Raw genomic sequence first — 19,924 nt, forward strand, 5'->3', positions numbered from 1 at the left:
AGCCAGAAATTTGTATGAAACTCATAATTTTTCCACAATAATTGCTTAACTCTTCGTTTTACAGGACATACTGTTTATCACAAGAGCTAAATAGTACTAATCAGCTACAAAATCCCGTTACTTTTGCTTATTTTCCCATTTAATGTGCATTCCACCATCTTCATAGGCATATTGAATAATTTATTTCGTAAACCGAGATATTCGCTTTAAGAAAGGTTATACTTAAACGCTGTAGCATTATACTTAGTTAGCACTTCCTTGGATGTCTTCTTTGATGGATGAACTTATTTCTTTTTTTAATTATCTATTTCTCATATGAAGTTACGAATCCAACTTTACATCACTGAAGATCAGCTATAGGGGTGACGTACGGTATATCTACAAACCAAAAAAAGGAGGAGAAAGTAATGTCTAAAGCGCAAGGTCCAAAAAATACGCAAGACAAAAAAGGAATGAGCCGCCGTAATTTCATGAAGAATACGGGCCTCCTTGCCGGTGGTTTAGTCGGTGGTGGTTTGTTCGGTGGTTTGATTACGAATCAGATGAAAAAGCAACCTGCGACTGATAAAAAGCCTGCTACGTCCGAGAACAAGGACATGGAAGCCCGTACCTTTTTCAGTAAAACGGAAGATTTCGAAACGATTTCTGCTGCGACTGAACGTCTTTTCCCTGAGGACAAACTAGGTCCTGGAGCGATTGGTCTTGGAGTTCCTTATTTCATCGACCGTCAGCTCTCTAGTGACTGGGGATCTAACGCAAAAGAATACATGAAGGGACCTTTCCCGCAAAATCAGGAAGCTGCCTACTATGAGGATCAAAGCAAGGACCAGAATAAGCAAGGACCTAACTCTGTGACTCAAGTAGCCGCACCCACTCCACGCTATCAGACTCGTATGAATCGCGGGGAAATCTTTAGAGAAGGCGTCAAGACGCTTCAAGCTACAGCACAGTCGAAGCATAAGAAGAAATTCTTTGAACTCGAAGGTGAACAAATGGATGAAATCCTGACAATGTTAGAAGAAGGAAAAGTTCGTATGAACGGTATCCATTCAACTGTTTTCTTTAACCTGTTGCTGCAAACAACCATTGAAGGTGCGTACGCAGACCCTGTTTATGGTGGAAATCGTAATATGGCAGGCTGGAAGATGAAAGAATTCCCTGGACCTCGCATGGGGTATCTTGGACAAATTGAAGATGAAGAATTCGCAGTAATGAAGCAGGAAAGCCTACGCGATTATCAAGAAATGTGGGGCTAGGAGGAAACTAAATGGCTAAAAAATTAGAAAAAGTAGACGTGGTTGTTGTAGGTAGTGGCTGGGCTGGCGGTATTGTATCTGCCGAAGCTGCAAAAGCAGGACATAAAGTCGTAACACTCGAACGAGGAAAACCTGTAGATCGTGGGGACTATGTGGGTGTAAAGGACGAACTTCGCTTTTCAGATCGCTATGAAATGATGCAGAACCTAGCTCCTGAAACGATTACATCACGAAATACATTGGACGAAGAGGCTTTGCCGGTTCGTACAAGAAATGAAATGATGGCAGGAACCGACTTAGGCGGAGGTAGTGTCCACTGGGCTGGAGCTACGTATCGATGGAGACCGATCGACTTCGAAATTCGTTCAAAAACTGTTGAGCGTTATGGCGAAAAGAAAATTCCTGAAGGCATGATTATTCGTGACTGGGGTATTACGTACGATGAGATGGAACCCTATTATGATAAGTGGGAAAAAACAGCGGGGATTTCTGGAGAACCGGATCCACTTGGCGACAAGAGATCAAACGATTATCCGAACCCTCCAATGAAGGAATCACCAGCAGTCCGTTTGTTTAAAGATACAACGAAAAAGATGGGCTATCATCCTTATCAAGTAGCTTCTGCCAACCTTTCACAATCGTATAAAAATCCAGACGGCGAAACCATTGCTCAATGTATGTTTTGCTCATACTGTACGGAGTATGGTTGTGACTTTGGTGCAAAATCAGATCCTCTCGTAACCGTAATCCCGACAGCGATTAAAACAGGTAACTGTGAAATCCGTACAAATTCCCTTGTACGTCGTGTGTTGCACGAAAATGGTAAAGCTACAGGCGTGATGTATGTCGACCTTCGAACAGGTCTTGAATATATTCAGCCAGCAGATGTCGTTGTGCTTGGGGCATTCTCATTCACAAACAACCGACTTCTCATGCTTTCGAAAATCGGTGAGCAATATGATCCTGTCACGCGTAAGGGCGTTATTGGCCGTAACTTCAATGGTCAATTCAACATTACTTTCCTAGGAGCACGCGGCTTCTTCGATAAAAAGAAATTCAACCTATTCATGGGCGCTGGAGCACTCGGTGGAACTTTAAGTGACTTCGCTGGCGATAATTTCGACCACACTGATCTCGACTTCATCAACGGTGGCGGCATTGAATTACGTCAGTATGGGCATGGACCGATTGCAACGAACAGTGTTCCAAAAGGGACAAAAGGCTGGGGTCCTGAATTTAAAGAGAAATCTGTCCACTACACAAATCGTAGCTTAGTTGCTTGGTATACCCCAGCAGTTATGTCATGGTGGCACAACTATACGTCTCTCGATCCAACATATACGGATGAGTTCGGAGATCCATTGCTTCGAATCACGAACAAGTATACAGATCATGATAAAGCCATGGCTAAATTCGGTATTGAAAAATGTACGGAAATCATGAAAAATATGGGTGCGGATATTGTCGACCCAGATAGCATCCCTGAAGAGTTCGACCATATTTATGATGGTGGACACTACGCTGGTGGCGTTAGTATGGGTGAAGATCCCGAAACGTCTGCTATTAATAACTACTTGCAGCTGTGGGATATGGAAAACCTATTCGTCGTCGGCGGATCTGCGTTCCCACAATTCGGTGGTCACCACCCTACTGCAACAATCGGTGCCCTTTCGTACCGCGCTTCAGAAGGGGTTATCAAGTACTTGAAAGAACCTGGTCTTCTAACACAACCTAAAAAACAAGGCGCAAAGGCATAATACATTAACTAATAGTAAAAGGACTGTAGACAAACTCCATAAATCATGGGGCTTGCCCACAGCCTTTTTCTTTTACAATAGAATTAACAATGAATAGTTGATTTCCGCTGCGAGCGGACGCTTTCCGAGGGGCTTGCTCTCAGCCAATCGAACGACGGAGAGTTCGATTTGCCGTATTTTAGCGAACTTGGCTGAAATTAAGGCAGCACTCATCTCCCTCGCTTTGCTCAGTCCAGGGTCTTCGAGCTTCGCTTATCCCTCCGGAGTCGCCGCTCTCCGCTACAATCAACAGGATCTCCCAACTATCAAATGAGGTACTGGAAATGATGATGAAGAATCAAATCAAACAACGAAAACAGACGGAGATGCTTTGAATCTAACAGTTAGTTCGGCAAGACCATATAGTCCGTAAATTAGAGGCAGCAATTGATTTTCCCTTCATTTATCCATTGGTTGCAGATCTATATTCCTTAATCGGAAGATCCCGCATAGATTCTGTTGTTCTCATTAAATGTCATTCATTCAATACAATAGCCTTCTTAGGGTTATCCATCGCATACCATGCTTCTCCTTAGCATCGGCAAAAACACTTTGAACTGTCTCTTTACATTTCTCTACACTTCCTGGACTACATATCGAAGTCTTCTGCTACATCTAGTTATTCCTGCCAGCTGGACATGAAGCCCCCAATTACATTCTTTGCTTGAATGATGTGAATGTGTCCTAGGACATTCAGTTGATTGATGCAGGACGGCGACTCCTGGGGATCAGCGCAGCGCGAAGACCCCACAGGAGTGAAGCGACGAGGAGGCTGAGGGCAAGCCCCCGGAAAGCGACCGTCCGGAACGGAGAACAACGGCCTGTCATCCTTCATTTCCTGAGTCAACGATGCAAAAAGACAAAAGGGATGGAAATCAAATCGATTCTCATCTCTTTTGTCTACAGTCCTTTTTCCATCCCCACACCTCAGTCTTGCAGTTGGAGGCTACTTTCGATGGCTAATAGGTTTTCTCGGTATTGCCTCATCTCACTTCTCGAAATCTCTCCTTTTTCAAATGCTGTCTGGATGTAACTCCGTTCAGTATGGAGTGCAAAGTCGATCCATTCATGCAAATGATGAGCTGCTTCCCTCGGAAGACCATAGCCACCCATTCTTTCATAATTCAACAGGAAGGCTTCAATCAGTTCTGCTGAGAATTGACCGGCTTCTAGTGATTTCAAATTTTCGGTTATGAAATGACTGTTGCTTTGCAAGAGAATCATCCGCTGCTCTTTACGCTGATCTGGAGTGAGCGGTGTCATACGCATTCCTTGAAGATGTCTTTTTAAAAGTCGGCTGTAGAAGGAATTCACTCTGTACTTTTTATCTTTCGTCAGTTTATAAAGTCTTTTGTTCAGCCTTCTTAGAACCGGGAATGCAAGTTGGATACGGATACGGCGCTGTCTTACTAAGTCCAGTGTATTTTCTAACTGCCATTCTAAAATAAGCCGGCGTAGTTTGCGCTCACCGTTGTTCATTTCCTTTAAATTACTGAGAGAAAAAATCCGGTCGTTGTACATCCGAATTACTTTGCTAATCGCTCTCTTGTTCTCACTCGTCCTATGTTTTCTTAATTCTTTTTTCACTTCTCGAAGCATTTCAATTTCCCACTCATTGTCATGTTGAAGCATAGTTCCCTCTACTTTGGGTGCGAACAAATGCAATGTGAAGTTAGCCAGCAATAAGGTCAATAATATAACCCCTGCGGCGATGAACAGCAACAGATCACGCCCCTCAAAAGGCGTACCATCGCTTAAGAATAATGGAAGGGAGAGTACACTGACTAATGTAATCGTCCCCCTCACGCCAGAAACTGTATAAAGGAGCGTATCCGATAATCTTCTTTTGCTAACAAATTCTGTCGTTTTCTGGAAGTTATTAAAGAGAACAATCCACAAGAATCGCAAGCCAAGCAGGGCAATAGTAATGGCTAAAATATAGCCAAGTAGCGAGATGATTTCAAGGTGTTGATCATTTAAAATCGTTTGCAAAATACTTGGTAGTTGAGTCCCTAGCAATACAAACACGATTCCATTCAAACTGAATGTAATGACTGACCAGGTATTTCTAGACAATAAATTCAATTGAGCAACTTCGACATTCAGCTTCTTATAACTAAGTGAGTGGACAATCCCCCCGCTCACTACAGCTAATATACCATTAACTCCCACTTTTTCTGCGATTACAAAAATTAGAAATGGCAAGAGTACTTCCATGAGGATAAACGACGTGCTATTTTCAATCCCTAGTTCACGAAGTCGTCTCATTAACGCAATTTCCAAGAAACTCAACACCGCGCCGAGTATAATTCCGCCGATAGAAATGACGATAAATGTAGTACTAGCATGGAACAATGAAAATGTACCTGTCATTAAAGCAGCTACTGCAAATTGAAAGGATACAAGTCCTGATGCATCATTAATCAGGGATTCTCCTTCGAGCGTATGCATAATTTTATGAGGAACTTTCACTTTTTCTGCCAGTGCACTAACTGCAACTGCATCTGTAGGCGCAAGTGCAGCAGCGAGCGCAAACGCGGCCGCTAATGGTAAGGATGGTAGCAATAAGTGGATGAATCCTCCAAGCAACCCAACAGTGACAAACACCAGACCTATCGAGAGAGATAGGATTGATTTACGCTCTCGCCATATCGCTTTTTTATCTACATTCACTCCATCGTTGAACAAGATCGGGGCTATGAAAAGAAGCAGAAAGAGTTCTGGACTTAATTCTAGAGAATGATTGGTCAGTGGAATGGCTAATACAATTCCTAGGGCGACCTGGATAAGCGGAATTGCTATGGTAGGTAAAAAACGATTGAGTACATTAGATAGAAAAACTGCGCTCAGCATGAGCAAAATAATTTCAAAGATTTCCATTCCTTCACCTTCTTTATGGCTGATTCACTTTTATGTCTTGTTGTTGCAAGTAAGCTCTAACTTACAATACTTTATAGCGTTTGAAAGTGCCTAAAGAATGTTTATGTTAAGCGACTCCATCAAGAAAATTATACGGTAAACGATTCGATTTAGACACTAAAAAGCAATAGTTTGTAAATATTTCATATCTATCCAAGAGCTAGTTAAGGGTTTAATTTTCTGAATGAATGGTATAAATAGGTATAGAGTTTAGGAGGAGTGATTCGATGAAAGTGAATGAGGAAGCACGCAAAAAACTATTTGATACAGTAAATGGTCTCAGCGATGAAGAGCTGAACTGGAAAGCCTCTGAAGACAAGTGGTCCGTCCGTCAAGTGCTAGAGCATCTTTATTTAATGGAATCCAGCGTTGCAAAGGCAATTCAATCGCAACTTACAAAGGGAGAAACTCATGAAACCGCCGACAAACCAATTGAGCGGACAGTCGATCGGTCAACAAAAGTTGAAGCGCCCGACTTTGCAACACCAGGTGAATCCTTTGCTACAGCTGCAGAGTTGAAGGATAAACTAAATGCATCCCACACCTTGCTACAACAAATCGAAGACACTGTTCCCATTGAACAGCTGAAGGAGAGATCGTATCCCCACCCTGTCTTTGGCGAGATGAGCTTAGATCAATGGATTCCGTTCGTGGGCTACCATGAATTACGACATATTGAACAGATTCAAGAAGTAAAAGAATCGATGAATGTTACAAAATAAGTTCCAGATTGCACTATGAAATGATAGAAAGGCCGAGATGCTTTGAAGACGTCTCGGCCTTTCTTTTGCTTTTTTTATTGGCGTAGCCAAATCAAGTTCTCGTCTTCTGCAAAACCAGCGATATTGTACACAAATAACACATCTTGAATCCCTTTCTCTTTAACGATTTGTGCCATATTCCGATGGTCATATCGCAAATCGACCATATAGATTTCTTCAAAGTGATTCGCTAGAAATGGAACGAGCGCATGGGCGTATGAGTCTTTGATAATCATCAGTTTTCGTCCGTTTTTCACATTGGAATGGATGGTTACAGCGCGATGATTGCCGCCTAAAAACAATGAATACTGATCACGTTTTTCAAGAAACTCCCATGCATATAGTGAATCCATTTTCGATTGACCATCGTCAATGTCGACATCATAGGATACATGAAACTTCGGCTCAAACACGTCGATTTCATCTGCAGCAACTGAGGGGTCATTCGCCTTTGCGTCGTACGTTCCTCTGAAGTTTTTAGATACAGTACGAACGGTAAACTCATTTGACGGGACCGGCTCCATTCCCATTTTCTCCATTGCCGCCTGGTAAGCTACATACGCTCCATGTGTCGTCCAGTGATGGTCTGTGCGGAAATAGATCGGATGTTCTTTTGCCGTTTTTAATGCGCTGGCTACATCTATCCAACTGATTTCGCCTCTCACTTGTTCTTCAATGCGTTGAATAGCATTTGCTTCACTAGCTGTTTGTGCGAATTTAGGCAACTTTTCAGGATACATTTCGATAGAGGTCGGGGCAAGTAGTCCGTAAACCGAAACGCCTGTTGTGTTCTCCAGAAACCGTGAAATACTCTCACTATTTGCATCGAGTTGCTCTGAAGGAGTTTCGAACTTCTCAAACAAATAACCATCTTCCCCGAAGTAAACGCCATTGTTATCCTTTTTCATAACAGCTTTTTGAGCAGATGCTTTAATGCTTGTCCAAAAACGTTTATGAACGAACTGATCACTCAAGTACGTTTCCACATCTTTTGTAAACGCTCCTGATGTGATTCTGTCCAGAGACACTTTGGGAAATTCCATAAGAGGACGATTTTCTGCTTGTGAAAACGGTTGGTCTTCTGCTAGCAGATTCATACATGTAATCCCACCAATAAAAACGGCAAATACGACAATCATTATTGTATTTAATCGTTTCACAGTTCTTCCCCTCCTGTCTTGTTCGAATTTCAGATTGTGTTAGAAACGGAAGTACAGGAATGGATTAAACGAGTCATCGACTAAGTAGGCAGTCGATAGGAAGAGAATCGCCATGAAAAAAAACACCTGCAAAGCTGTCTGGATCCATTCGTTTCGAATAATTTCATTACGTTCGACAAGCTGCTTCCACAGGCGCGTAAATAGCGGTGTTGATAAAAGTCCAGCAACGAGCAACAAAACACCATTTGTATAAAGATCATATAAAAATGCTGTATCGTAGAGGGGGCGCCCTCCCAGCCCGACCATCACTTGCGCATAGCGAATCCCTTCGTTAATATCTTCAAAGACGAATAACACCCAGCTGAACAAGATGGCGATGAGTAAATAACCATGCTGGACAAAACGTGGGAGCTTTTCCAGCCATTTGACTAGACCCGCGCGTTCAATCCCAATCAACACTCCGAAATACAATCCCCACAACACATAATTCCAACTGGCTCCATGCCATAATCCAGTCAATCCCCAGACAATGAACAAATTCCGATAAAGCACTAACTGTCCCTTTCGATTCCCCCCAAGTGGAATGTAAACGTAATCCCTGAACCAAGAACCGAGTGTAATATGCCAACGTCGCCAAAATACAGAAGCATTCTTAGCGATGTATGGATAATTGAAATTTGTAGGGAAGTTAAATCCAAACATTTTCCCAAGACCAATTGCCATGTCCGAATACCCACTGAAGTCAAAGTAAATCTGGAACGCAAACGCAATAATGCCGAGCCATGCAGCTAATACAGTCAGGTCTGAAACACCCTGACTTTCAACACTAGCCCACAGTTGACCAATCGAATTGGCGATCAGCACCTTCTTACCGAGTCCGATGATGAATATCCGAACACCATCAGCAAATTGACTGAGCTGAAACGTCCGATTCATCAATTCTTTCTCTATAGTTTCATAGCGTACAATAGGTCCTGCAATCAGTTGAGGAAATAAGGAGACATAGAGCGCAAATATTATGATATTCTTTTGCGGTCGGACATTCCCTCGGTACACATCGATCGCGTAGGACATCGTTTGAAACGTATAAAACGATACACCGATTGGTAGTGGTAAATCCAGTGGTTCAATGCCTGTTCCAATGATTGAGTTGATACTTCCAATTAGAAAGTCAGCATACTTAAAAAATGATAAAACAGCTAAATTTACAACGAGTGAGGACACGAGTCCCAATTTAGCATAGAGTGGCTTTTTTTCTCGATACCGTCCGATAATACGACCATGTATGTAATCCGTTAGTACAGAAAAAATCATTAAAATTATGTAGACAGGTTCGCCCCATGCATAAAAAAACAGGCTGACACCAAGCAACGTGAAGTTTTTCATCGCGCGTGGACTGATGTAATAAAGTGAAAGTGCGAGAGGCAAAAAGAAAAAGAGAAACGTTAAACTGCTGAATACCATGCGCGACACTCCCTCACCAAACCAATTAGAAAAAGGCACACACTGTGCCTTTTACTTTGTTAGAAACTTTCGTTGAATGCTTTCTCGATTGCTTCCGGATCTGTATATGTCACATACAACAGAAATTTCCCTTTTGTGACAATCTTATTGTTCTTCACTTTTTCATATTGGTCAGGTAAGTATCGCTCCCAAGTTTGAACTTGTGAAGCCAATTCGTTTTCAAGCGATTTTTTCAATTCAGGAACCTGTTCTTCATCTTTCGCTTCCAGTAAGATAATCTCATCTGCATTGACGTTCATTAGTGCCGCTATGACTGTCCCATTTGCGACTATTTCAGGATTCAGCTTCATTTTTTCAATCCAAATATTTGCTACAGAATTTTCAGCGTCTGTATCTTTCAAATCCGCTTCTTGATGGGTTTGACTCATATCCTCTACGCCTTCATCTTTCAAATCTGCTGAAATTTCGTCTTTAATATTCGAAAGGATATCTGTAAATTTCACTTCCTGTGCCTGATTCTTATTTGGTTCGTCTGAAGACTGAGTACCACAAGCTGCCATCATGACTGCCATGAATAGCACTGCGATTCCTGCTAACTTTTTCATAAAATCCCCTCGATTCACTAAATGTCCGTTCTTATTAGGATTAGTCGGATGACTTGCTAAAACGTTTCATAGTTATTTAGAAAAAATGAAGGCTTCCAGATATACTTTCACTAAAATTCTACTTGAATCAAGAAAGTTCTATTTTATAATGATGATTGGTGATCACGAGTGAATGATTGATGAAAAATCATAATCAATACAGTTTTGTCGAGATATTTGCAGAAATCTCAGACTGGATTTCTTCTGATTTTTCTACATCATTTACAGCCAACCCAGTACAAAGTACATCGATTAAAAACAATTGAGCGATTTTCGATACTAATGATCCGCTATCAAGTGGGCTTTCTTTCGCCGCTCCTAGGAGAATATGATCTGCATATTGGCTTAGTGGTGATTTCAAGTAGTTCGTCAACACAATAATTGTCGCACCTTTTTCCTTTGCGATTTTAACTGAATCGACGATATCCTTTGTACCGCCTGATATACTAATCGCGACGACAACACTGTTTTCGTTTAAGGAAGAAGCAAGCATCACTTGAAAATGCGGATCGATGACAGCTGTCGCTTGACGACCAATCCGGATCAATCGGCTTTGCATATCGAGTCCTGCGATCCCTGAAGACCCTACGCCAAAGATGACAATGTTCTCTTTTTGTTTCATCACTTCTATTGTTCGCTGCAGTTCCTTTTCATCCACAAGTCCTGCGGAGTCTTCGACTGCCCTCACCATATTATTGCGGATTTTGTCCAAATAAGTACCGTGTTCTGGTAAAGTTGCATCAGCCGCCAACTCTTGAGCATAGGAATACTTAAAATCTTGGAACCCTTTATATCCGAGCTTCCTGAAAAAACGAAGGACAGTCGCTTCTGCTACACCGCTTGCCTCACACAATTCTGTGAGGGATAGATAGATTACATGGGGTTCATTGTCTGTCAAATAAGTATAGATTTTATGCTCGGATTTGGTAAACTGTGGCTTATATTGCTCCATAAGCACCGAAGGTTTCATTCCTTTTAGGGGTCCTGTTTGCATAGAAATCGTCCTCCGTCCACTTAGTTGTTCTGAATAGGATTGTTGTTCAAAAAGTGTCGTACTGCTCCCAACAGATTTGCGTCATTCCCTTTTTCCGCTAAAACCACAGATAACTCTTTTTTGTGATTCGGCATCAGTTTCTTCTCGAGAGACGTTTGAATCGCTTCTCGCAACAACTCGCCTTGTGCAGAAATTCCACCACCAATCACAACTACTGAAGGATTCAAAATCAGCACTAGTGACGCTAATCCTGTAGTCAAATCGTCGATCCATTTTTCAAATACGGCATTTGCTTCATCATTCCCTAAACGGATCATTTCAAAAAACGCAGGAAGCTCCAACTCACCAAACTGTTGTTGAACTGCAACAGCTAACGCGGCACTGGATGCATATCGCTCATAACATCCTGCTTGCATACAAGTACAGGGAATCCCCCCCGGATGCAAAATCATATGACCAATTTCACCGCCAGAAAAAGTTGCTCCTCTATATAAACTACCATTGATGAACAACGCACCACCGATTCCTGTCCCAAGCGTGACAGTCAAGAAGTCGTTGACGTTCCGGGCGGCACCTACCCATTGCTCACCAAGTGCTGTGCAGTTCACATCGTTGTCCATCGTAGCTGGTACGTTGAACTTCGTAGTCACTTGCTCACATACATTCATCCCTGAATAGCCTGGAATCGTATCTGTGGCATAGATAATCGTTCCATTCTCGGTATCTACTTGTCCTGCTGAACTAATCGCAATCCCACTCAGATTTTGTATTGCTTGCATCTCTTCACAAATCATCAGGATTTTTCCCATGAGATGCGAACCGCCTTTCTTCGCTTCTGTTGGATATGCTTTAGGATTCATCAACTTTCCAAACTCATCTGAAATTGCTGTTTTTATGGATGTTCCGCCAATATCAATCGCCCCGATGTACATGGTGATTCCCCCTTATCTCTTCCATTTACTATATCATTTGAAACGGTAAAGGACAGCACCTAGTATACAGGCGCTGTCCTTTCGTACGATTCTTATAGACTTTACTTTTGATCGTAATAAGTGAGCTGTGCTGAAGAATCCTCTGCCTTACTCTTTCCTTTAAACAGCAAGCTGAACAAGTAACCAAATACGAGTGATGAAACAAGGTTAATAAGTGAATACGCCCATAGCGTCGTGTCTGTGAAATAAGATACGTAGATAGCGATAAGGGACGTTACGATGAAGCCCGCAATAGCTCCCTTTGTATTCGCACGTTTTGTCAACACGCCAAGTGTGAACGTACCACCGATAATACCGAGAACAAGACCCATCAAACCGTTGAACCATTCATATGCAGAACTAACGTTAGAATATGCGAGAACGATTGCAAAAACAATCGACAAAACACCTACGATGATGCTGACAGCTTTAGCAATTTTCGTTCCTGTTTCATCGGTCATATCCGGACGTAACACCTTTTGGATATCCAATGTCCAACTAGTCGCGACACTGTTCAAACCTGTAGAGAGCGTCGATTGACCTGCCGCAAAGAGTCCTGCAATTAGTAATCCCGAGATTCCTGCTGGTAGTTCAGTGACGATGAAATTCGCAAAGATAAGATCTTTAGCACCTTCAGGCATGTCACCACCTGCTTGCTTATAAAACACGTAGAGTGACGTTCCGATAAAGAAGAACAAAGTTGCTGTACCTAGAGAAAGTACACCGTTCATGATGGTCATTTTATTCATTTGTTTCAAATCTGTCGTAGTTAAATAACGTTGTACCATGTCTTGACTCGAAATGTACGAGAACAATGTAGATAAGCCAGCACCAAGGAAAATGATGAACAAGCTATCATTGAAGATATTCGGGTCAAAGATTACTGCTTCACTAAAGAACTTGTTGTCTTGGACACCGACTTTCATAATCTCAGGAAGGCCGCCTTTAACAGAGACAATCAGTACGATGAGTGCGAAAACCCCGCCACCTATTAGGACAATCCCTTGGATGAAATCTGTCCACAGAACGGACTTAATGCCACCAATTGAGGAGTAAATTGTCGCAATGACCCCCATGAATAGAATGATTGCCACAGTATGAATACCAGTAACTGCTGATAATGCGAGCGCTGGCAAGTACATGATGATTGACATTCGTCCAACTTGGTAAATGATGAAAAGAGAACTTCCCATAATTCGTAAGCCTTTGCCAAATCGTTTTTCTAAATATTCATATGCTGTATCGATGTTGAGATTGCGATACACCGGCAAGAAGAAGTAAATCGCTACTGGAACAGCGATGAACAATCCAATTTGTCCTGCCCAAAGCTGCCAGTTTCCAAGATATGAGTTCCCAGCAAGTGATAAGAACGAAATTGGAGAGAGCAGTGTTGCGAAAAGACTTACAGACGTCACCCACCACGGGATACTGCCGTCTCCTTTAAAGAACTCTTTCCCTTTCATTTCCTTTTTTGCAACAGCAACTCCGATGTAAAGAATTAAAAGCAAATACGCAACCAAAATAACGTAATCTATTACTGCAAACTTCCCATCCATCCCTTTTCCCCCTAACTTTTCTTTGTCTATAGGTAAGCGCTTACTTGTACTTCAAAAGACTTCAGCAGAAGTCTTTTATTCTTCACTTAGATAAAAACGTTGTTGCAAGTTCTTGTGCTACTTTCACTTTGTCTGCTGAAAGTTGTTTCATTGGCTTGCGACAAACTCCCGCTTCCACTCCTTGAGTTTTCAACATTTCCTTGATTGTCTGATAAAGACCGTTTGCTAAAATGCCTGAAATGAGATCGTTTGTCACTTTTTGAATTTCTCGTGCTTCGTCAATTTTTCCTTCTCGAGCAAGGTCAAAAATTGATCGTGCACGTGCACCATTGACGTTAAACGTACTTCCGATTGCACCATCCACGTTTAAAACTGCTGCAGATAATAACATTTCGTCAAATCCTGAATAGATGAGCTTCTCTGGATACGCATGGCGTAGGCGCTCAAGTAAATAGAAATCAGGCGCTGTAAATTTAACACCGATGATTTTTTCATTTTCAAACAACTCACCAAATTGCTCTAAACTCATGTTGACACCTGTTAAAGCTGGAATCGAATAGATAATCATCGTATTATCAACGCTATTAATAATCATATTGTAGTAATCTTTTACCTCTTCGAAATCGAATTTATAGTAGAACGGTGTAACGGCAGATAAAGAATCATAACCAAGTTCTGTCGCATATTTAGCAAGTTCAACAGCTTCATCAATGTTAAGTGCACCGACTTGCGCGATGAGCTTCACTTGGTCTCCAGCTTCGTCTTTGACGATTTCAAAGATCCGCTTTTTGTCTTCTGTTGAGATTAGGAAATTCTCTCCTGTACTTCCGTTGACGTATAATCCGTCCACTTTAGAGACATCGATGTTATGACGTACTAACTGACGTAATCCTTTTTCGTGAATATTGCCCTGCTCGTCAAATGCACACATTAGTGCTGTAAAAATACCTTTCATGCTTATCCGCTCCTCTGTTTTAACTAATTGTTTTGAATGTCTTATTTATGATGAATTGCTGTTACAAATTTTTCTGTGATGTTCATAGGGCGTGTAATGGCGCTTCCTACGACAACTGCATGAGCACCGAGTTCAATTGCTAACTTTGCCTTTTCAGGAGTATCAAAGTTCCCTTCTGCAATGACTGGCACGTTCACTTTTTCAACGAGTTGCTTCACAAGCTCTAATGGCTTCACGTCTTTTGAGTAGGGCGTGTATCCTGCTAATGTCGGAGCGACAATGTCCGCACCTGCCTCTACTGCATACACCCCTTCTTCCAGCGTCGAAACATCCGCCATAAAGAGTTGTTCAGGAAACATTTCCTTCGCTTGTCTGAGGAGTTCTTCAAATGTTTGGTTACCCGGTCTCATTCTTTTGGTACCGTCTAGTGCAATAATACTCACGCCTTCTTCAGCTAGCGCAGATATTTCTGCAAACGTTGGAGTTATGAAGACTTCCTCGTCCGGATAGTCTTTCTTAATGATTCCAATAATAGGGAGATCGACTTCTTGTTTAATTGCTTGGATATCTTCTACAGAATTTGCACGGATGCCAACCGCTCCACCCAGTTTTGCGGCGAGCGCCATTTTACTCATGATGAATGAGCTGTGTAACGGCTCATCCTCTAATGCCTGGCAAGAGACAACGAGGGAATGTTGTATTTGCTTCAGTAAATCTTGGCTGTTCATGGATAGTCTCCTTGCTGTTTGACGTTGAACGAGAAATAACTAGTAAGCGTTTTCAATCTATTGGCACTATATCATTTATGAAAGTTAACTGTCAAATATTCATAATTAATGATTGTTGTTTTGTCATTATGATAAATACGTGATGTTTAGAGTGCTAATTCCTGAGCAAAACAAAAAAGCAACGACTCAACATGGAGTCGCTGCAAAGGGTAGTTCCTATTATTTCTTTCGCGAGATCAGAATGCCTATTATTCCAGTAACAATCAGACCAATTGTAGCTGCCTTCCGATAACTGTTTGTAGTTTTGAAAGTAACGTGATCTGGTGTGATTTCAAACACACCAACAGGTTTGACGGAGAAACTTCCACCAGCACCTTCACCTCCACCCCCAATAGCATACTTCAGCTTGGCAACAGGAATTACTTTGTTCAAACCAACTTCAACTGGTTCTCCATAAATAAGCGATACATCCCTTTGAACCCCGAACTTTTTAAAGACCGCTTTTATCGGTGTTTCTTCAAAGGTCTTCTCCAATCCAACATGGCTGTCCACTTCATAATTAGTCATCTATTCTCCCCCTCATTATTAAACAGAGTTTTAGTACATGTCATTATACTGTCTGTTACGAATGAAAATGATTAATTGTTTCACTATAACGTGGTTTTATTATTCATTCTTTGACGAGAGTGGGTGTGGATTTGGAGCGTTTGTGCGCGGTATAGAACTGATTGCGCGCGAACGAATGGCATTACCGCGCGGTAGCAACTGGTTTACGCGCGGGCTGATTTTTGCGCGCGGGGAAACCCTATTTGTGCGCGGTATAGTACCGATTACGCGCGAACGAACGGCATTTCCGCGCGGTGGCAACTTGTTTACGTGCGGGATGATTTTTACGCGCGGAGCAACTCTATTTGTGCGCGGTATAGAACCGATTGCGCGCGAACGAACGGCATTTCCGCGCGGTAGCAACTGGTTTACGCGCGGGCTAATTTTTGCGCGCGGGGCAACTCTATTTGTGCGCGGTATAGTACTGATTACGCGCGAACGAATGGCATTTCCGCGCGGTGGCAACTAGTTTACGCGCGGGCTAATTTTTGCGCGCGGGGCAACCCTATTTGTGCGCGGTGTAATACCGATTGCGCGCGAACGAACGGCATTTCCGCGCGGTGGCAACTGGTTTACGATTAGGCTGATTTTTACGCGCGGGGCAACTCTATTTGTGCGCTGTATAGAACCGATTGCGCGCGAACGAACGGCATTTCCGCGCGGTAGCAACTGGTTTACGCGTGGGCTAATTTTTGCGCGCGGGCCAACCCTATTTGTGCGCGGTGTAGAACCGATTGCGCGCGAACGAATGGCATTTCCGCGCGGTGGCAACTGATTTACGCGCGGGCTAATTTTTACGCGCGGGGCAACTCTAAATGCGCGCGGTACTGAACCGATTGCGCGCGCACAGTCCTCACTTACGCGCACAATTATAACGTTTACGGGCGTTCCACTTCATACGTGCTCCTCAGTTTCCGCTCTGTTCTTCTTCGTCAGTGGGTTGTAGATTGGTTGCAATATAGGTTTTTCCCCATTCATACATCGCATCCAAAATCGGCATGAGTGTTCTTCCTTGTTCAGTTAGGGAGTACTCCACTTTTGGCGGAACGACTGGATAGACTTCGCGGTGGATGATTAAATGCTCTTCAAGTTCTCGTAATTGGTTAACGAGCATACGTTGCGTAATCCCAGGCATCAAATTCTTTAATTCACCAAAACGCTTTGTTCCTTCTTTTCCTAAATGCCAGAGGACTAACATTTTCCACTTGCCTCCGATAATCGAAAGCGTTAATTCTTTTTCACAATTAAAATTCTTCTCACCTAATTTCGGCACGGTATCCCTCCTGAACCTTATAATCTTCTATAGTATACTTTTTGACACTATGTATACTTAACTATCGTAGTTTGATTTGTATCTGGTACACATTATAATGGAACCATCCTAGTTCGCAAATTCTATAGCTCGTAATAGGAATTCAAGGAACTGACGGGTTTTCATTCATTAGAAAAAGAGGTGAAACGATGGTTAGAATCGGGTTAGTCGGTACGAACTGGATTACAGAAAGATTATTAGATGGGGCGACACATGTGGATGAACTTAACATATCCGCTGTTTACTCCAGAACAAGTGAACGTGCAGAAGAGTTTGCTAGTAAACATGGAATTCCCCATCAGTTTACAAATCTTGTGGAAATGGCAAGTAGTGACAAAATTGACGCGGTGTATATCGCTACTCCTAACTCTTTTCATGCGGAGCAATCCATTCTTTTCTTGCAAAATGGTAAACACGTATTGTGCGAGAAACCTCTCGCAGCGAATTCAATTGAAGTTCAACGGATGTTCGAAACTGCGAAGAAGCATAACGTTCTGTTAATGGAAGCTATGAAGTCTACACTCCTTCCAAATTTCAAAGTGATCCAAGATAATCTATACAAACTTGGTACGATTCGAAAATACTTTGCAAGCTTCTGTCAATATTCATCCAGGTATGATCAATATAAAAAAGGCACCGTGTTAAATGCGTTTAATCCGAAATTTGCGAATGGTGCGTTGATGGACCTAGGAGTCTACTGTTTATATCCTTTGATCGCTCTGTTCGGCGAACCCCTTGAGGTAAAAGCGACGGGCACGCTCCTGGAATCCGGCGTAGATAGTTCAGGGAGTGTTACGTTGAAATACGTGGACAAAGATGCGGTATTAATGTACTCCAAAGTTTCAAATTCGGCATTGCCATGGGAAATCCAAGGAGAAAAAGGCACGATGCTTATTACAAAAGTGTCCTCTCCTGAAAACGTTGAAATCCAGTATAACGATGGCAGCATCGAAGTCCTCACCGCACAGATGCCTTACCCATCGATGTACTACGAATTGCAAGAGTTTGTAGATTTGATCGAACAAGATAAAATCGAATCGGATGTTAACACGTATTTCAATTCGTATACAACGATGAAAGTGGCAGATGCCATTCGGAAAGATATCGGTTTGGAATTTCCAAGTGATCTTAATGAACAAAAACAAGGACTGGGCAATCTGTTAGATTAGTCCAGTCCTTGTCGTATGAATACTGACTTTTATTTACTTTCCACCAAGGGTTCCAACACAAATTTTTCAAGTGCATGGAGCACGCCCTCATCATTGTTTGTCTTGGTAATGTAGTCAGCGACACTTTTCAATGCCTCAACCCCATTTCCCATGACTACACCTAAACCAGCTGTCGTAATGAGTTCGAAATCATTATGGTTATCGCCAATTCCGATTATTTCAGACTGTTGGATTCCAAGTTGCTCGGCTAAGTAAAGCAACGCATTTCCTTTATTCGCTTCAGGATTTGTGACCTCCAAATAATGAGGTTTCGATTTTGCAATATGTGCGTCTGAACCGAACTCCCCATGCAGCTCGATTTGCAAGCGATCTAAATACATCGGCTCACCAATGAACAACACTTTTGTGAATCCTTTGTATGCAAGGCTGCTCAATTCGTCGACGACGGTATAGGGGACGTTGCTTTCTCTGGCGTACCCCTGTATCTCTTCATTGTCTTCAGTTACGTAAAGAAAATCGTCTTGGTATACTTGGACGTGAACCTGATGCTCCCGTGCGATCTCAATGAGCCTTTCTGAGATTTCCGGTGGCACTAGGCGTTTGAACCAAACCTTCTTTTCTTCAACATCTTTAATGACTGCCCCTTGATACGTAATTAGCGGGACATTCAAGTTCAGTTGTTCGGCAAACTTTTTTGCTGACGGAAACATGCGACCCGTTGCAAGTGTTACGACTACGCCATTTTCAATCGCCTGTTGAATCGCAGTGATTGTGTTTGGCGTAATCTCCAATTGATCGGTCAACAATGTCCCGTCGAGGTCTATCGCTACTAATTTGTACATAAAGCTACTCCTTTACCGCTTAACGAATTGCTCGGGTTGTCAGATTTTTATTGAAGTCCTTCAAACAACAACACCCTTGCTGGTGACGCGTCTGTTCCGACTAATTTAAGAGGAGCTGCAACCATGAAGTATTCTCCCTGCTCCACATCTTTCAAACGAAGTCCTTCAATGATAATGATGTCATTCGCGAATAACGTTTTGTGCGTGGGATGTCCCTCCTGGCTTCGTTCCACCCCAAGTGCATCGATGCCGATTCCGCGAATACCGATTTGCGCTAGATACTCTGCTCCGTCAGCAGCAAGAAAAACAAAGTCAAAGTCAAAGTCTTCTACAAAGGAGTTTTTGGTTTTCAATAAAACAAAATCATTCTTTTGGAGGTTGAATCCTTCTAAGTCTGTCTTAGAAACTCCGGACTCGACAGTTGTTACATCGATGACTTTACATTGTCCAACAAGATTCGTTAAAGGAAGTGTTTCAAAAGTATCCCCTTCTACAACCATATGAAGGGGTGCATCAATGTGGGTACCTGTGTGCACATCCAGTTCCAAGCGTGTTTCTGTCACATAGCCATTGGTCACCCGTTTCAATTCAGGCTGCTTTTCTGGCTTGTTTTTATAGACCGTCATTCCTTCGTAAATTGAACTTGTCACATCGTACATTTTCATAATCATCAACCACCCATTCTGTAGTAGGTTCTATTTACTCTCTACCGTCATCCTTGCACACTCGACATCTTTCTGTCTAGAGGTAGCACCTTTTCGGATAAAAAAAGCCTGAGTCACCATAATAAC

At 42.4% G+C, this 19,924-nt stretch carries 19 protein-coding genes and 1 pseudogene; 7 read left to right on the plus strand and 13 right to left on the minus strand.

The features are described from left to right. Positions 1-407: 407 nt before the first annotated feature. The 3 genes and pseudogenes from M3197_RS12705 to M3197_RS12715 all read left to right on the plus strand — a co-directional run. Positions 408-1,256, plus strand: coding sequence for a gluconate 2-dehydrogenase subunit 3 family protein (locus M3197_RS12705; RefSeq protein WP_251661955.1), 849 nt, complete (start codon positions 408-410; stop codon positions 1,254-1,256). Between the two features lie 11 nt (positions 1,257-1,267). After that, positions 1,268-3,013, plus strand: coding sequence for a GMC family oxidoreductase (locus M3197_RS12710; protein ID WP_251661956.1), 1,746 nt, complete (start codon positions 1,268-1,270; stop codon positions 3,011-3,013). A 374-nt stretch (positions 3,014-3,387) separates the two neighbouring features. Then, positions 3,388-3,525: pseudogene (locus M3197_RS12715) on the plus strand (transposase); the annotation flags it as partial. A gap of 454 nt (positions 3,526-3,979) precedes the next feature. On the opposite strand, the gene M3197_RS12720 reads toward M3197_RS12715, so the two are convergent. Further along, entirely contained in the window at positions 3,980-5,932 is a 1,953-nt protein-coding gene (locus tag M3197_RS12720) for a cation:proton antiporter (RefSeq protein WP_251661957.1), read from the minus strand. A gap of 266 nt (positions 5,933-6,198) precedes the next feature. Here M3197_RS12720 and M3197_RS12725 point away from each other — a divergent pair, with 266 nt between their 5' ends. Further along, positions 6,199-6,693, plus strand: coding sequence for a DinB family protein (locus tag M3197_RS12725; protein WP_251661958.1), 495 nt, complete (start codon positions 6,199-6,201; stop codon positions 6,691-6,693). Positions 6,694-6,767: 74 nt separating this feature from the next. Here M3197_RS12725 and M3197_RS12730 read toward each other — a convergent pair whose 3' ends face one another. The 9 genes from M3197_RS12730 to M3197_RS12770 all read right to left on the minus strand — a co-directional run bounded on the left by M3197_RS12730 (position 6,768) and on the right by M3197_RS12770 (position 15,771). Further along, on the minus strand, positions 6,768-7,892 hold the full coding sequence (locus tag M3197_RS12730) for a DHHW family protein (protein WP_251661959.1): 1,125 nt from the start codon (positions 7,890-7,892) through the stop codon (positions 6,768-6,770). 39 nt (positions 7,893-7,931) lie between these two features. After that, positions 7,932-9,356, minus strand: a complete 1,425-nt coding sequence (locus tag M3197_RS12735) for an MBOAT family O-acyltransferase (RefSeq protein ID WP_251661960.1) — start codon at positions 9,354-9,356, stop codon at positions 7,932-7,934. Positions 9,357-9,415: 59 nt separating this feature from the next. Further along, the gene (locus M3197_RS12740; protein ID WP_251661961.1) at positions 9,416-9,961 is read right to left on the minus strand and encodes a DUF4358 domain-containing protein; all 546 of its coding nucleotides are present in this window, start codon (positions 9,959-9,961) and stop codon (positions 9,416-9,418) included. 193 nt (positions 9,962-10,154) lie between these two features. Then, positions 10,155-10,994, minus strand: a complete 840-nt coding sequence (locus M3197_RS12745) for a MurR/RpiR family transcriptional regulator (RefSeq protein WP_251661962.1) — start codon at positions 10,992-10,994, stop codon at positions 10,155-10,157. 20 nt (positions 10,995-11,014) lie between these two features. Then, positions 11,015-11,926, minus strand: coding sequence for an ROK family protein (locus M3197_RS12750; RefSeq protein WP_251661963.1), 912 nt, complete (start codon positions 11,924-11,926; stop codon positions 11,015-11,017). A gap of 101 nt (positions 11,927-12,027) precedes the next feature. Next, positions 12,028-13,521, minus strand: coding sequence for a sodium:solute symporter family protein (locus M3197_RS12755; protein WP_251661964.1), 1,494 nt, complete (start codon positions 13,519-13,521; stop codon positions 12,028-12,030). A gap of 82 nt (positions 13,522-13,603) precedes the next feature. Beyond that, positions 13,604-14,476, minus strand: a complete 873-nt coding sequence (locus tag M3197_RS12760; protein WP_251661965.1) for an N-acetylneuraminate lyase — start codon at positions 14,474-14,476, stop codon at positions 13,604-13,606. Between the two features lie 41 nt (positions 14,477-14,517). Further along, the gene (locus M3197_RS12765; protein WP_251661966.1) at positions 14,518-15,204 is read right to left on the minus strand and encodes an N-acetylmannosamine-6-phosphate 2-epimerase; all 687 of its coding nucleotides are present in this window, start codon (positions 15,202-15,204) and stop codon (positions 14,518-14,520) included. Between the two features lie 219 nt (positions 15,205-15,423). Continuing rightward, positions 15,424-15,771, minus strand: a complete 348-nt coding sequence (locus tag M3197_RS12770) for a hypothetical protein (RefSeq protein ID WP_251661967.1) — start codon at positions 15,769-15,771, stop codon at positions 15,424-15,426. Positions 15,772-15,838: 67 nt separating this feature from the next. Here M3197_RS12770 and M3197_RS12775 point away from each other — a divergent pair, with 67 nt between their 5' ends. Together M3197_RS12775 and M3197_RS12780 are read left to right on the plus strand one after the other, a co-directional pair. After that, positions 15,839-16,279, plus strand: coding sequence for a hypothetical protein (locus M3197_RS12775; protein ID WP_251661968.1), 441 nt, complete (start codon positions 15,839-15,841; stop codon positions 16,277-16,279). 42 nt (positions 16,280-16,321) lie between these two features. Beyond that, positions 16,322-16,585 (plus strand): hypothetical protein, encoded by a 264-nt coding sequence (locus M3197_RS12780; RefSeq protein ID WP_251661969.1) that lies wholly within the window; start codon positions 16,322-16,324, stop codon positions 16,583-16,585. 132 nt (positions 16,586-16,717) lie between these two features. Here the strand turns inward: M3197_RS12780 and M3197_RS12785 are convergent, their stop codons facing one another. After that, positions 16,718-17,083 carry a winged helix-turn-helix transcriptional regulator gene (locus M3197_RS12785; protein ID WP_251661970.1) on the minus strand — a complete coding sequence of 122 codons (366 nt, stop codon included), beginning with the start codon at positions 17,081-17,083 and terminating at the stop codon, positions 16,718-16,720. Positions 17,084-17,271: 188 nt separating this feature from the next. Here M3197_RS12785 and M3197_RS12790 point away from each other — a divergent pair, with 188 nt between their 5' ends. Beyond that, entirely contained in the window at positions 17,272-18,291 is a 1,020-nt protein-coding gene (locus M3197_RS12790; RefSeq protein ID WP_251661971.1) for a Gfo/Idh/MocA family protein, read from the plus strand. Positions 18,292-18,320: 29 nt separating this feature from the next. Here the strand turns inward: M3197_RS12790 and M3197_RS12795 are convergent, their stop codons facing one another. Together M3197_RS12795 and M3197_RS12800 are read right to left on the minus strand one after the other, a co-directional pair. Next, on the minus strand, positions 18,321-19,133 hold the full coding sequence (locus M3197_RS12795) for a Cof-type HAD-IIB family hydrolase (protein WP_251661972.1): 813 nt from the start codon (positions 19,131-19,133) through the stop codon (positions 18,321-18,323). A 47-nt stretch (positions 19,134-19,180) separates the two neighbouring features. Further along, a complete protein-coding gene (locus M3197_RS12800; protein ID WP_251661973.1) occupies positions 19,181-19,798 on the minus strand; it encodes a cyclase family protein in 618 nt (205 codons plus the stop codon). Between the last annotated feature and the right edge of the window lie 126 nt (positions 19,799-19,924).

Origin of the sequence: Sporosarcina aquimarina (assembly GCF_023715615.1) — a bacterium.
GTDB classification, from domain to species: Bacteria; Bacillota; Bacilli; order Bacillales_A; family Planococcaceae; genus Sporosarcina; species Sporosarcina aquimarina_A.

Excerpts from the sequence above, each read along its gene's own strand:
- M3197_RS12740 (WP_251661961.1), bottom strand. The coding sequence starts at position 9,961 with ATGAAAAAGTTAGCAGGAATCGCAGTGCTATTCATGGCAGTCATGATG.
- M3197_RS12800 (WP_251661973.1), bottom strand. The coding sequence starts at position 19,798 with ATGAAAATGTACGATGTGACAAGTTCAATTTACGAAGGAATGACGGTC.
- M3197_RS12705 (WP_251661955.1), top strand. The coding sequence starts at position 408 with ATGTCTAAAGCGCAAGGTCCAAAAAATACGCAAGACAAAAAAGGAATG.
- M3197_RS12765 (WP_251661966.1), bottom strand. The coding sequence starts at position 15,204 with ATGAACAGCCAAGATTTACTGAAGCAAATACAACATTCCCTCGTTGTC.
- M3197_RS12795 (WP_251661972.1), bottom strand. The coding sequence starts at position 19,133 with ATGTACAAATTAGTAGCGATAGACCTCGACGGGACATTGTTGACCGAT.
- M3197_RS12775 (WP_251661968.1), top strand. The coding sequence starts at position 15,839 with ATGATTAATTGTTTCACTATAACGTGGTTTTATTATTCATTCTTTGAC.
- M3197_RS12755 (WP_251661964.1), bottom strand. The coding sequence starts at position 13,521 with ATGGATGGGAAGTTTGCAGTAATAGATTACGTTATTTTGGTTGCGTAT.
- M3197_RS12790 (WP_251661971.1), top strand. The coding sequence starts at position 17,272 with ATGGTTAGAATCGGGTTAGTCGGTACGAACTGGATTACAGAAAGATTA.
- M3197_RS12745 (WP_251661962.1), bottom strand. The coding sequence starts at position 10,994 with ATGCAAACAGGACCCCTAAAAGGAATGAAACCTTCGGTGCTTATGGAG.
- M3197_RS12720 (WP_251661957.1), bottom strand. The coding sequence starts at position 5,932 with ATGGAAATCTTTGAAATTATTTTGCTCATGCTGAGCGCAGTTTTTCTA.
- M3197_RS12770 (WP_251661967.1), bottom strand. The coding sequence starts at position 15,771 with ATGACTAATTATGAAGTGGACAGCCATGTTGGATTGGAGAAGACCTTT.
- M3197_RS12750 (WP_251661963.1), bottom strand. The coding sequence starts at position 11,926 with ATGTACATCGGGGCGATTGATATTGGCGGAACATCCATAAAAACAGCA.
- M3197_RS12735 (WP_251661960.1), bottom strand. The coding sequence starts at position 9,356 with ATGGTATTCAGCAGTTTAACGTTTCTCTTTTTCTTTTTGCCTCTCGCA.
- M3197_RS12725 (WP_251661958.1), top strand. The coding sequence starts at position 6,199 with ATGAAAGTGAATGAGGAAGCACGCAAAAAACTATTTGATACAGTAAAT.
- M3197_RS12710 (WP_251661956.1), top strand. The coding sequence starts at position 1,268 with ATGGCTAAAAAATTAGAAAAAGTAGACGTGGTTGTTGTAGGTAGTGGC.
- M3197_RS12760 (WP_251661965.1), bottom strand. The coding sequence starts at position 14,476 with ATGAAAGGTATTTTTACAGCACTAATGTGTGCATTTGACGAGCAGGGC.